Genomic DNA, 13292 nt, shown 5'->3' with positions numbered 1-13292 from the left:
AAGAGATGAAGGAGACCGGTCACCCGGCGCTGCCGCGATGGCGGTTCGGTCATTGAGCGACGAAACCGGCAGTGTTCGCAGCGCCGGGCAGGCAGGCAATCCGGATTGGCGAAAAGTATTCACAAAGCCGCCATTCGCGGCTCAAGCGAGCTTAACGCGTGGCGATATACATCGTGATTTCAAAACCGAAACGCATATCGGTGTAGCTAGGCGTTGTCCATTGCATGTTCGTACCTCCATTTTCTGGCCTGGACACAATGATGACATTGCCGCAGTCCGGGTCGCGGCGTCGGCCCCGTTTCGCGACCAGCCTACGCAAGCTGCATGCCTGAAACGGATTAAAGCACCCGTTGGCGCTTCGGCAGGCATGACTGCAACCCGATGCCGACACGCCCGATGATGCGCCTAATAGGGCAGCCGGTAAAGAATTGTGCACGCCGCGATCAGACCAATAAAGACCCCGTTCGCGGCTATACCGTCTGGAAAAAAGGGATCGCTTGGCCTACGCTTAAAGAGGCCGGCTTTATGGTGAAAAAGCGTAAAGCGGTGTCCATTCCTCTCAGCCGACCCGCCCTAACCAGGCAATCGACGATTTGAATCCAAACGCGTTCAGATCAAAGCGCATCCGATAGGGTTGTGCCATCCCGTATTCGACGCCGCCCGTGAAGCGGACGATGTCGCATTCGCATGACGAATACCCTAGGCAATTAAAAACCAGGAGACACTCATGCATCCATCCCGCAGTACCTTAACGATTTGCGCCTGCCAGTTTGCGCTGATGCTCGGTGTGTCCGCCGCATTCGGTGCGGACGAGGTGCAAAACGCCGCAACGAGCACGTCGGCGCCGATGCCGGACGTGCTCCGGCCGGTCACGCAGCAGCAACTCGACGCGGCTGGCGGCAGCACTGCCGACTGGCTTCATTCGAACGGGTCTTACTCACAGACGCGCTACTACCCCGGTGCGCAGATCAACAAGACCAACGTGGCAAGACTGAAGCCGGTTTTTATCTTCCAGACTGCCGTCAACGAGTCGATGGAAACGGCACCGATCGTTTCGCACGGCATCATGTTCATTACGACGTCGTTCAACCACGTGTACGCGGTGGACGCGGCAACCGGCAAGGAGTACTGGCATTACAAGCACAAGATGGGACCGATTACCACGTTCTGCTGTGGGCCTAACAACCGCGGCGTGGCGATCTCGGGCGACCGGCTCTTCATGGCAACTCTGGATGCCAAACTGGTCGCGCTGGATGCGAAGACCGGCAAAGTCCTGTGGGCGACCCAGATTGCCGACCCGGAACTCGGCTACTCGGAGACGATGGCACCCGCCGTCGTCGAAGACAAGGTGCTGATTGGCACCAATGGCGGCGAGTATGGCATTCGCGGGTTTGTTAAAGCATACGACGCGGCGTCTGGAAACTTGTTGTGGACCTTCTACACGATTCCGGACACTGGACAGGAAGGGGTCTGGGCGACCAAAGACGCGACCGGCCGCGACATGAAGCGCGATATCAATAGCGAAAAGCAGCAGCTTGCGGCCAAGGGCGGTGACTTCTACAAGACGCTCGGCGGCGGAGTGTGGATGGCGCCTGCGATCGACCGGGAGTCGCGCACGGTGATTTTCGCGGTCGGTAACCCGTCCCCGGACCTGTATGGAGCGATCCGCCCCGGAGACAATCTCTATACGGATTCGCTCGTCGCGGTCGAGCTGGATACCGGCAAATACAAATGGCACTACCAGTACATCGCCCATGACGTCTGGGATCTCGACGCAGCGAGTCCGCCGATCCTTGTCAATGTCCGCGACACCGATGGCAAGATGGTTCCGGGTGTGCTTGAGGGCGGAAAGACCGGACACGTGTACGTCCACGATCGGCGCACCGGCAAGTTGATCCGTTTCTCGCAAGCGATGATTCCGCAAGAGAACATGTGGACGCTGCCTACCGCCGCTGGCGCGCGGATGTTGCCGGGTGCCAATGGCGGGGTCGAATGGTCCCCGATGGCGTTCGACCCGAAGACGCGCCTCGCGTATGCGGCGAACCTGCACCAGCCGATGACCTATCAGGTTGAAGACGCCGCGTATCCAGGCGGCAGCAAGCTGTGGCTCGGCGGCGCGTTCAAGACGATCCCGTCCGAGGCGCAGTGGGGCAAGCTGGTTGCGGTCAATGTCGACACAGGTAAGGTTGCCTGGTCCTACAAGACTGAGCAGCCGCTGATCGGCGGCGTGCTCGCGACCGCCGGCGACCTCGTCTTCAACGGCGAGGGCAACGGCCTGTTCCGGGCTTTCGACGCGTCCACCGGCAAGATGCTGTGGGAATTTCAGTGCGGTGCCGGCGTGAACGCGCCAGCGGTGTCGTATATGGTCCACGGCAAGCAGTACGTTGCCGTTGCCGCCGGCGGCAATACGCAGATCGACTTCAAGCGCGGCAATGCGGTCGTTGTATTCGCGTTGCCATGAGCGAGCCCGTGGCGAGCGCCGGCAAAGATGCGCGCGCGTGTCTGGGCACGCGTTGGATCTGGACAATCCTGCTGTTGTGTTGCGTGAGCGCCGGGGGGCTTCCCACCGGCGCGCATGCAGACGCCGCGGCAGGCCAGTCCAAGGCGCAGGTATGCGTGGCCTGCCATGGCCCGATGGGCAATTCCACCAACCCGGACTATCCAATTCTGGCCGGACAGACCGCTCGCTACCTCTACCTGGAACTGCAAGACTTCAAGGCGGGACGCCGCAGCGATCCACGCATGTCGCCGATCGTCACCGGTCTGTCTCGTGACGACATGCTGGATCTGGCTGACTACTTCGCCGCGCAGCGCCCCGAACCGGTGCCGTACAGGGCCGATCCCATGAAAGTCGAAGCAGGGCGCCGCAAGGCGGCGGAGGTGTTGTGCACGATATGCCATCTGGGCGGGTTCTCCGGGCAGAACGAGATTCCGCGTGTCGCGGGACAGTACGATCAATACATCGTCAAGCAACTGCAGGACTTCCGGGCGCGTCGGCGAACGAACGATGCGGGCAACATGACGAGTGTCAGCAAAGGGCTGTCCGACGAGGACATCGAAAACCTTGCCGCTTACGTCGCCAATCTGCAGTAGCGCAGCGGTGATGTTGCGGTGCCGCACGCAACGGACGTGAGCCGCTAAAGCGGGAGCGAGAGCCATGAGAGCAACAACAGGATGGATAGCGCGTGTTGCGCTGCTGGTGGGCGCATACGGCGCTGGTTTACCGGCGGACGCGATGGCCGCCGATGCGACGCTGAACCAGCAATTGCTGGTCGCTGCCAGGAGCGGCGACGAAGTGGCAGTCCGGGCCGCACTGGAAGCCGGCGCGGTAGTGGATTCGCGCAACCGGATCGGCGACACTGCGTTGATCACCGCGTGCAAGAAAGGCTTAGCCGGGATGGCGCAGACCCTGATCGGGCATGGCGCGAACGTCCGCCAGGCCGACGTGTCGGGCGTGACGCCGCTGATGGCCGCGGCCTATGGCGGATACGACGAACTCGTCGCGTTGCTGCTCGCGCACAGCGCCGATCCAGCAGCTACCGATCGGGTCGGCAAAACCGCGATGGAGTATGCGGCGGGGCAGGGACACACGGCCGTGGTGCAGCGCTTGCTGGATGCCGGCATCGACGTCAACCGCATCTACAAGAACAACCTGACCGCGCTGATGTGGGCCGCAGGCTACGATCATCCTGACACGATCAAGCTGCTGCTTGCGCGCGGCGCCGATCCGACGCTGCGGGACAACCGCGGGATGACCGCCCAGGACATCGCCGCGCAGACCGGCTCAGGTCACGCGGCCGTGCTGTTGTCCGCGCACTAGCGAACCGGTTCGTCATCCTCATCGAGTGCAAGCGACCGACGAGAAATTCGGCGTGCCAAGTGAGGGTTTATCCGCTGGCACCTCTGGCGGAATATTCAAAAATCGCTATATATACTGGTAGTTCATGGGCAACACCACGTCCGAGGACCGCCACCATGGTCAATTTGACAAGGCGCCAGTTCCTGACGCTCACCGCCACATCGCTGACCGGATCGAGTTTGGCCCTGATGGGCTTCTCACCGGCACCCGCGTTGGCTGAAGTCCGTCAATACAAACTGTCGCGTACCACTGAAACCCGCAACACCTGCCCGTATTGTTCAGTCGGTTGCGGCATCCTGATGTACGGGCTGGGCGACGGCGCGAAAAACGCCACGGCCAGCATTATTCATATCGAAGGCGACCCGGATCACCCGGTCAATCGCGGCACGTTGTGCCCGAAGGGCGCCAGCCTCATCGACTTCATTCACAGCCCGAGTCGCCTGACGCATCCGGAGTATCGCGCGGCCGGTTCCGACCAGTGGCAGCGCATCTCGTGGGATGACGCGCTCGACCGTGTCGCGAAGCTGATGAAAGAAGACCGCGACGCCAACTTCGTCGAAACTGCCGAAGACGGTAAGAAGGTCAACCGCTGGCTGACGACCGGTATGCTGGCCGCGTCGGCGAGCAGCAACGAGGTCGGGTACCTGACGCACAAGGTGGCCCGCAGCATGGGGCTACTGGGTTTCGACAACCAGGCTCGTGTCTGACACGGCCCGACGGTGGCAGGTCTTGCCCCGACGTTTGGCCGTGGAGCGATGACGAACCATTGGGTCGACATCAAGAACGCGGACGTGATTCTGGTGATGGGCGGCAATGCGGCCGAGGCGCACCCGTGCGGTTTCAAGTGGGTCACGGAAGCGAAGGCGCATCGCAAGGCAAGGCTGATCGTGGTCGATCCGCGCTTTACGCGTACCGCGTCGGTTGCCGACTATTACGTGCCGATTCGCACCGGGACGGACATCGTCTTCCTTGGCGGGATCATCAACCATCTTCTAACGAACGACAAGATCCAGCACGAGTACGTGAAGAACTACACGGACTTATCGTTCATCGTGCGAGAGGACTTCGCATTTAGCGACGGGCTCTATTCGGGCTACGATGCCGCCAGGCACAGCTACCCCGACAAATCGACGTGGGACTATGAGCGTGGCGACGATGGTTTCGTGAAGGTGGACGCGACACTGCAACATCCACGTTGCGTGTACAACCTGATGAAGCAGCACTATGCGCGCTATACGCCGGAGATGGTCGAAAAGACCTGCGGTACACCTAAGGATCAATTCCTGAAGGTGTGCGAGATGCTCGCGACCACGGCCGTGCCGGGCCGCGCCGGAACGATCCTGTATGCACTTGGCTGGACCCAGCATTCGGTCGGATCGCAGATGATCCGTACGGGTGCGATGGTGCAACTCCTGCTTGGCAACATCGGCATCGCGGGCGGCGGGATGAACGCGCTGCGTGGACACTCGAACATCCAGGGGCTGACGGACCTCGGACTGTTGTCGAACCTGCTGCCGGGGTACATGACGCTGCCGTCGCAAGCTGAACAGGACTACGAGGCGTATATAACGAAGCGCGCGACGCAACCATTGCGGCCGAACCAGTTGAGCTACTGGAAGAACTATCGAAGCTTCTTCGTTAGTCTGATGAAAGCATGGTGGGGCGACACGGCGACGGCTGGGAACAACTGGTGCTTCGACTACCTGCCGAAACTCGACAAGCCATACGATATGTTGCAGGTGTATGAGCTGATGAACCAGGGCAAGATGACCGGCTACATCGCGCAGGGCTTCAATCCACTTGCTTCCGCGCCGAACAAGGCGAAGATGACCGCCGCTTTTTCGAAGCTGAAGTGGCTCGTGATCATGGATCCGCTCGCTACCGAGACATCGGAGTTCTGGAAGAACCATGGCGTGTTCAACGACGTCGATGCGTCGAAGATCCAGACCGAAGTGTTCCGTCTGCCGACCAGTTGCTTTGCCGAAGAACGCGGCTCGCTCGTCAGCTCGGGGCGCGTGCTGCAGTGGCATTGGCAGGGCACTTTGCCGCCCGGCGAAGCGAAGAGCGATCTGGAAATCATGTCGGGGCTGTTCCTGCGCATGCGCAAGATGTACCAGGGGCAGGGCGGCAAGTTTCCGGACCCGATCGTCAATCTGAACTGGCCGTATGCGAATCCCGCAAGCCCCACGCCTGAAGAACTGGCGATGGAATATAGCGGCAAGGCGTTGGCCGACGTGGCCGACCCGAAGGACCCGGCCAAGGTGCTCGTGAAAAGAGGCGATCAGCTAGCGGGCTTTGCACAACTCAAGGATGACGGCAGCACATCGAGCGGCTGCTGGATCTTCTGCGGTGCGTGGACGCAGGCGGGCAACCAGATGGCGCGGCGCGACAACGCCGACCCGACGGGCATCGGGCAGACGCTCGGCTGGGCATGGGCGTGGCCGGCAAACCGACGCATTCTGTACAACCGGGCGTCATGCGACGTAAGCGGCAAGCCGTTCGATCCGACTCGCAAGCTGATCGCGTGGAACGGCCATACCTGGGGCGGAGCTGACATACCGGACTACAAGGTGGACGAACCGCCGGAAGCCGGCATGGGTCCGTTCATCATGAACCCGGAAGGGGTCGCGCGTTTCTTTGCCCGCGATGGGATGGCCGAAGGCCCGTTCCCTGAACATTACGAGCCGTTCGAGACCCCGCTCGGCTACAACCCGCTCCATCCGCAAAACGCGCAAGTAACGAGCAATCCAGCGGCCCGCGTGTTTCCGGGCGACCGTGCGGCGTTCGGCAAGGCGGCGGAATTCCCGCATGTCGCGACGAGCTACCGGCTCACCGAACACTTCCATTACTGGACGAAGCACGCGCGGCTCAACGCGATCACTCAGCCGGAGCAGTTCGTCGAGATCGGAGAGGATCTCGCGAAGGAAGTCGGAGTGACGGCCGGAGACCGGGTGAAGGTGTCGTCGAATCGCGGGCACATGGTTGCGGTGGCGGTGGTCACCAAACGCATCAAACCTCTGATGATTGACGGCAAGAAGGTGCAGACCGTCGGTATTCCATTGCATTGGGGCTTCAAGGGCCTCGCGAAACCGGGCTATCTGATCAATACGCTTACGCCAGTGGTCGGCGACGGCAATACGCAGACGCCGGAATTCAAGTCCTTCCTCGTGAAAGTCGAGAAAGCCTGACCACGTGAGAGGAGAACGCGATGGCACTGCAATCGCTCGATATCAAGCGCGTGTCGGCCACTACGGTGCAGCCGCCGTCAGCGCGCGAGCCGGCTACGGGCAGCGTCGCGAAGCTGATCGACGTCACCAAGTGCATCGGCTGCAAGGCGTGTCAGACCGCGTGCATGGAGTGGAATGACCTGCGCGACGAAATCGGCACGAACGTCGGCGTCTACGATAACCCGCCCGACCTGACCGAGCACTCGTGGACGGTGATGCGATTCGCCGAATACGAGAACCCGGATGGCAACCTCGAATGGCTGATCCGCAAGGACGGGTGCATGCATTGCGAAGATCCCGGCTGCCTGAAGGCGTGTCCTTCACCCGGCGCGATCGTCCAGTACACGAACGGCATCGTCGATTTTCATGAGGAAAACTGCATCGGCTGTGGCTATTGCATCACCGGCTGTCCATTTAACATTCCGCGCATCTCGAAGCGGGATCATCGTGTGTATAAATGCACGCTGTGCTCGGATCGCGTCGCGGTGGGCCAGGAGCCAGCGTGCGTGAAGACGTGCCCAACCGGAGCGATCGTGTTCGGCACCAAGGACGACATGAAGCAGCACGCGGCGGAACGCATCGAGGACCTGAAGGAGCGCGGCTTCGAGCATGCGGGCTTGTACGATCCACCGGGCGTCGGCGGCACGCATGTGATGTACGTGCTGCACCATGCGGACAAACCATCGCTGTACCACGGGCTGCCGGACAATCCGAGGATCAGCCCATTAGTCGGTTTGTGGAAGGGCGTGGCGAAGCCGCTTGCATTGGGTGCGATGGCGCTGGCGGCGCTTGCAGGGTTTTTCCACTATACGCGCGTCGGCCCGAGCGAAGTCACGCAGGAAGAGGAGGCCGCTGCCCGCGACGAGGCACGCCGCCCGAAGGAGGGTTCCGATGAAAGTTGACCAAAATGCGGCAGACGCGAACCGGATTGTGCGCTATACCGCTAACGAGCGCACCAACCACTGGATTACCGCGATCAGTTTCGTGCTGCTCGCGTTGTCCGGGCTCGCGCTGTTTCATCCGTCGATGTTCTGGCTCACCGCGCTTTTCGGCGGCGGACAGTGGACGCGCATCATGCATCCGTTCGTCGGCCTGGTGATGTTCGTGTCGTTCCTGATTCTTGCGCTGCGCTTCTGGCGTCACAACCTGCTCGACAGGAGCGACCTCCAGTGGCTCAGGCAGATCGACGATGTGCTTGCGAATCGCGAAGACAAGCTGCCCGAGGTCGGCCGCTACAACGCCGGACAGAAGCTGCTTTTCTTTCTGATGGCCGCATGCTTGATCTTGCTGCTGCTAAGCGGCATTGTGATCTGGCGACGCTATTTCTCGGACTACTATCCGGTCTCGGTGATACGGCTGGCGGCGTTGATTCATGCGGCAACGGCGTTCGTGCTGATCGTGGGGATCATCGTGCACATCTATGCGGCGCTGTGGATCAAAGGCTCGATCGGCGCGATGACGCGCGGCACCGTGACGCTCGGCTGGGCGAGGAAGCATCATCCACGCTGGTTCCGTGAGAGCATCAAATAGGGCGCTGTCAACTGGTTGAGAAGATGACAGAGCGGCATGACAGAGCGGCGGCAGGTAAAGCGAATGTTCTGAAGCCAGTCGACGGATTTCGGGTAACTTCGCTGAACTTCATCTCGGTCTCCGTTAGGTCATAGTGTCTAGTGCCATCTTGACTCTACCCCTGCGCCTCTCGCTGCGAAGCTCAGGCCAGCTATATGATTACCAGTACCTGTAAAAGCGTTGCTCCAAAAGAAAAACGCCCCGCAGGGCGTTTTCCAAAACCTCGGGCCGGCAAGGAGCTCGCGCTCCCTGCCGGCAACACCCGATCAGAACTTGTGACGGATACCCACGCGGAATGCCAGCTGGTTGTCCGCGCCCGTGCCCGACGTGCTGAAGTAGCTCGTGCTCGAACCGATCTGCGCTTGCAGATCCTGCGTGCCGTTGTGGCCTGCGGCGATCTGGTAGATACCCAGTGCATACACGTCCGTACGCTTGCTCAGCGCGTAGTCGACGCTCAGATCAGCCTGGTTCCAGTGGCCCGTGTTGGCGTTGCTCAGGTGCATGTACGTGTAGCCTGCGCCTGCCGTCAGTGCCGGCGTGAATGCGTACTTCGCGCCCGCTTCGTATGCAGCGAACGTCGTCGAGCCGCCCGTGATCGGTTCGAAGCGCGTGTTCGTGTACAACGCCCACAGCGTCGCTGCGCCGATCGAATAACGGCCGCCGACGCCGAACGTCCGCAGATCGCGAACATTGGCGACTGCGACGTTAGCCATGCTGGTCGAGAACGCCGGGGTTGCCTGGCTCGGGTAACGGATGTCCGTGTACGCCGCGCCGATGCCGAACGGGCCGTTCGCGTAGTTCAGGCCGAAGCTGTATGCACGTGACGAACCTGCGACCGGTGCCGCGACCGTGCCGCTTGCCGGTGCGCCGGCGAATGCGCCAGCCTGGTTCGAGAAGCCGTACATCGCGCCGAAGGTCAGGCCCGAGAAATTCGCGCTGCTGAACTTGACCGAGTTGTTGATACGGCTCGACGTCAACTGGTCGACGTCGTTGATGTGGTAAGCGTAGTTACCCGCGACGGTTTGGCCACCGGTCGAGTAATTGCCGCCCAGGTAGTCCGTCGAAAACGAGTACTGGCGACCGAATGTCAGCGAGCCGATGTCGTTCTTCGACAGACCGACATACGCTTGACGGCCGAACATCGCGCCGCCCTGGCCAGCCGTGCCGTTGCCGCTGTTGAAGCCGTTTTCCAACACGAACAGTGCCTTCAGGCCGCCACCGAGGTCTTCGGTGCCGCGCAGGCCCCAACGGCTGCCTTGAGCAACGCCGTCGTCGTACTTGAAGAGCTTGTCGTGGCTAGTGCCCGACCTGGAGTTGTTCACGTAGCTGATGCCGGCATCGATCAGGCCATACAGCGTGACGCTGCTTTGCGCATGGGCGGCGCTGGCGAAGACGGCGAGAGTAGCGGCGGTCAATACTTTCTTGTTCAAGACATTCTCCGATTAAAAATTAAGCGATCGCGACGCCGGCTCTTCGGCGAGGTCGTGCGATGGGCGGAAATTTAAGGGAATGCAGAGTAAGGTCTGTGACAGCTTCGGTTATTTTTGTAATTTGTCGCGTCAACGCGACACTCACATCGCTTCACCTGGCTTCGCTATCGGAAATGGCTCATGCCACCCGCGTCTAAGCTCTTGCCGTTTCGCGCGGATATGCGTATGAAAAACGATTGGTTTCAGGGCGCCGCGGCGGCGTGCGACGTACAAAAGCAAATCGCCCGCTTGAATAGCGGGCGATTTGCTTTACAGCGAAAGGCTTTCCGGCCGGCGCCGAGGCGTGGCCCCGCTTGCTGCTTGTTGGCCGCTTGCTTACCGGTCAATTGCTCAACAGCGAGCCGCTTCTGAACGCCTTTGCGCCGGCAATGCGTGCGAACTCCAGGCCGGCCGTTGCAAAGCGCGTCAGATGCCGTGCGTACAACACGCCGGCCACACCGCTCTTCAAGGTCACGACGCGATCGGCCAGCGGATCGACGATATCGGCGATCTCAGTCCCCACGTCGACCCAGGTGCCGACTTCGCAGCGGTACACCAGTACGCCGCTGATCGGCGCGACGAGCGGCTCGGCGCCGGCGAGCGGCGTCGCGGCGAATTCGAGCGCCGGCAGCGGAGCGGGCGAGCCTTCGATCACGCCGCGCGAGGTCAGGTATTCGATGATCGCCTGTGCATCGCGATCGGCGTATTCGTACGACACCTCGCGCTGGCCGCGCAGTTCGATCGTCACCGAGATCGCGCCGTTCGGAATCGGGAAGCGCTCGCCGTACCTGCCGCGCAGATCCGACCAGCAGAAGCTGTGAATTTCGTCGAACGGATTGCCCACCGAATTCAGCGCGAGCAATGACGCCTTGGCGTCCAGATAGCACGCGAGCGGCTCGACTTCCGGCCACAGATCGGGGTTCGTGTAGAGGTGCATCGCGGCTTCCCAGTCGCAATGCAGATCGAGCACGACGTCGGCGTCGCAGGACAGCTTTTGCAGTGCGAGACGCTGCGATTCAAGTTCGGTTTCCGGCTTTTGCTCGTCGAGCGCCTCGCGCATCGCCGCGCGGATCGCGAGGCGATTGGCGTCGATGTTGTCGGTCAGGCGGGCCTCGATGCCCGGCTGCACCAGCGCCGACAGGTCGTAGAAGTTGCGGTTGAAGTTCTGCGCGCTGTTGGTTTCGAAGCGGCCGCTCAGGTGGCCGAGAAAGTGCTGATTCAGACCGATCGGATTCGCCACCGGCACGATCACGACCTCGCCGCGCACCTTGCCGGCGGCTTCCAGCGCGGCGAGCTTGCGGCGCAGCGCCCACGACACCAGCATGCCGGGCAACTCGTCGGCATGCAGCGACGACTGGATGTAAATCTTCTGCCCGCCGCCAGGACCGTAGTGAAAACTCGTCAGGTTGCGGGCGGTGCCGAGCGTCGGCGCAATCAGCGGATGGGTTTGGGTTTGCATGGTTTTCAAGTGCGCGGGCAAGTGGGGCGGGCCGTGCTATGTCGTTGATTACAGGGAAAAGATTGTCTCATGATCGGTCTGCGGGGGGCCGTCGCGCGGCGCCTCGATCGCACGATCTTAGCCGATATGGCGCGGTGGATGGTTTTGCGCTGCGTCGTGTGGACGGCTTTGCAAACAAAACGGGCCCCGCGTGTGGCGGGGCCCGTCCTGGTCACGTTGCCTCGCGCGGCGCGCCTTTCAGACACGCCACGCTGGATCGGCTGCCGTATTAGCTGCCGTACACGTCGAAGTCGAAGTACTTCTTCTCGAGCTTCTTGTACGTACCGTCCTTGATGATGTCGGCAATCGCCTTGTCGACCTTCGCCTTCAGATCGGCGTCTTCCTTGCGCATGCCGATGCCGGCGCCGCTGCCGAGGATCTTCGGATCGTCCAGATCCTTGCCGACGAACTCGAAGCCCGCGCCGCGCGGCGTCTTCAGGAAGCCGATGTCAGCTTGCACCGCGTCTTGCAACGCAGCATCCAGACGGCCCGACAGCAAGTCGGCGTAGACCTGGTCCTGGTTCTGATACGGCACGACCTTCGCGCCCTTCGTTTCCCAGTACGTCTTTGCGTAGGTTTCCTGGATCGTGCCTTGCTCGACGCCCACCGTCTTGCCCTTGAGCGAATCGGCCGTCGGCTGGATGCCAGAACCCTTCTTCGCGACGAGGCGCGTCGGCGTGTTGAACAGCTTCGACGAGAAAGCAATCTGCTCGGCGCGTTGCGGCGTCATGGACATCGACGACAGCACGCCGTCGAACTTCTTCGCCTTCAGTGCCGGGATCATGCCGTCGAAGTCGTTTTCAACCCATACGCATTTGGCCTTCAGGCGCGCGCAGATTGCATTGCCGAGGTCGATGTCGAAGCCAACGAGCTTGCCGTCCGAGCCCTTCGACTCAAACGGAGGATAGCTGGCGTCAACGCCGAAACGGATAGTCGACCAATCTTTAGCGTGTGCGCCAATCGAGACGGTGGCAAGCAGAGCAACCGTCAAAGCCGCTAGCAGTTTTTTCACTGTTTAACTCCTCGGTGTAGTTCAAATACTCCCGCATGCGGTTGTGCCGCAGCGGGACGTCCGGCGCGAATCACGACCGGACCTGGTTTAGTCTGCCGGCCGGGGCGGCCAGCAGCGCGCGCCAAGCTTATCAGTTCAAAAAGATTGGGTAGCTAGTGAAACACCGGATAGCGAACGGGAATAGCTTCTAAAGCCCGAATAGGGCGGTAATTTGACTGTGCCGTTGATGTGAATTGCATTGCTGGGCTTTCTATCGTTTGCTGTGTTGTAAAGGTGCTGTAAAGAAATTGGCTAATGTGCGGATTCGAAGCGGATTTCGGCGCAGACCTGGTTGACGATCAGGCTGGCTGTAAAAGTCACTCCTTTATTCCCTTCTGGTTCCTTGCCTCCTGCCCCTTGCCGAACGAATCCGCGAGCTCGCCGCTGACGGTGCCGTGTCAGGCGCGCCGAAGCTTGCGCTTCGAGCGTTCCCTTGGCCCGGTTCAGTTAAAGATTCCGTGGGGCGATCCGTTATACATAAATGAGTGGGCGCGAGGTGAGCCGTTGAGTGCATCTTGCCGGCGGCAGCCTGTTCCTGCCGGCGCCGGCGAGGCCGAACCAAAAACGCCTTCCTTAGCGCTATCATCGACGCGCTGCGCGCTTGCCGCACAGCGTTGGC

At 61.1% G+C, this 13292-nt stretch carries 10 protein-coding genes; 6 read left to right on the top strand and 4 right to left on the bottom strand.

All coding sequences use genetic code 11. From position 1 onward, the window contains the following. Nucleotides 1–151: 151 nt before the first annotated feature. Nucleotides 152–226: a pyrroloquinoline quinone precursor peptide PqqA gene (gene pqqA / locus AC07WT_RS33455; protein WP_013342881.1), complete on the bottom strand. Its 75-nt coding sequence runs from the start codon at nucleotides 224–226 to the stop codon at nucleotides 152–154. 552 nt (nucleotides 227–778) lie between these two features. Between pqqA and AC07WT_RS33450 the strand changes: the two genes are divergently transcribed. The 6 genes from AC07WT_RS33450 to AC07WT_RS33425 all read left to right on the top strand — a co-directional run bounded on the left by AC07WT_RS33450 (nucleotide 779) and on the right by AC07WT_RS33425 (nucleotide 8616). Further along, complete coding sequence (locus AC07WT_RS33450) at nucleotides 779–2461, top strand: pyrroloquinoline quinone-dependent dehydrogenase (RefSeq protein ID WP_494951103.1); 1683 nt, start codon at nucleotides 779–781, stop codon at nucleotides 2459–2461. After that, nucleotides 2458–3093 carry a c-type cytochrome gene (locus tag AC07WT_RS33445; RefSeq protein ID WP_494950262.1) on the top strand — a complete coding sequence of 212 codons (636 nt, stop codon included), beginning with the start codon at nucleotides 2458–2460 and terminating at the stop codon, nucleotides 3091–3093. Before AC07WT_RS33450 ends, AC07WT_RS33445 begins: the two co-directional genes overlap by 4 nt. 64 nt (nucleotides 3094–3157) lie before the next feature. Next, on the top strand, nucleotides 3158–3820 hold the full coding sequence (locus AC07WT_RS33440) for an ankyrin repeat domain-containing protein (protein ID WP_494950261.1): 663 nt from the start codon (nucleotides 3158–3160) through the stop codon (nucleotides 3818–3820). A 155-nt stretch (nucleotides 3821–3975) separates the two neighbouring features. Beyond that, entirely contained in the window at nucleotides 3976–7047 is a 3072-nt protein-coding gene (fdnG, locus tag AC07WT_RS33435; protein ID WP_494950260.1) for a formate dehydrogenase-N subunit alpha, read from the top strand. A gap of 20 nt (nucleotides 7048–7067) precedes the next feature. Further along, on the top strand, nucleotides 7068–7988 hold the full coding sequence (gene fdxH / locus AC07WT_RS33430) for a formate dehydrogenase subunit beta (RefSeq protein ID WP_494950259.1): 921 nt from the start codon (nucleotides 7068–7070) through the stop codon (nucleotides 7986–7988). Beyond that, nucleotides 7978–8616: a formate dehydrogenase subunit gamma gene (locus AC07WT_RS33425; protein WP_494950258.1), complete on the top strand. Its 639-nt coding sequence runs from the start codon at nucleotides 7978–7980 to the stop codon at nucleotides 8614–8616. The genes fdxH and AC07WT_RS33425 overlap by 11 nt, the downstream gene beginning before the upstream one ends. 305 nt (nucleotides 8617–8921) lie before the next feature. Here the strand turns inward: AC07WT_RS33425 and AC07WT_RS33420 are convergent, their stop codons facing one another. The 3 genes from AC07WT_RS33420 to AC07WT_RS33410 all read right to left on the bottom strand — a co-directional run bounded on the left by AC07WT_RS33420 (nucleotide 8922) and on the right by AC07WT_RS33410 (nucleotide 12634). Further along, nucleotides 8922–10085 (bottom strand): porin, encoded by a 1164-nt coding sequence (locus AC07WT_RS33420; protein ID WP_492589631.1) that lies wholly within the window; start codon nucleotides 10083–10085, stop codon nucleotides 8922–8924. Nucleotides 10086–10467: 382 nt separating this feature from the next. Beyond that, on the bottom strand, nucleotides 10468–11583 hold the full coding sequence (locus AC07WT_RS33415) for a succinylglutamate desuccinylase/aspartoacylase family protein (RefSeq protein ID WP_494950257.1): 1116 nt from the start codon (nucleotides 11581–11583) through the stop codon (nucleotides 10468–10470). A 268-nt stretch (nucleotides 11584–11851) separates the two neighbouring features. Next, the gene (locus AC07WT_RS33410) at nucleotides 11852–12634 is read right to left on the bottom strand and encodes an ABC transporter substrate-binding protein (protein WP_492589633.1); all 783 of its coding nucleotides are present in this window, start codon (nucleotides 12632–12634) and stop codon (nucleotides 11852–11854) included. Nucleotides 12635–13292: the final 658 nt, after the last annotated feature.

The sequence above is a fragment of the Paraburkholderia sp. GW821-FHT02A12 genome, assembly GCF_059422005.1.
Note: the sequence above shows the minus strand (reverse complement) of the source record. Positions and strands in the feature narration are given on the sequence as shown.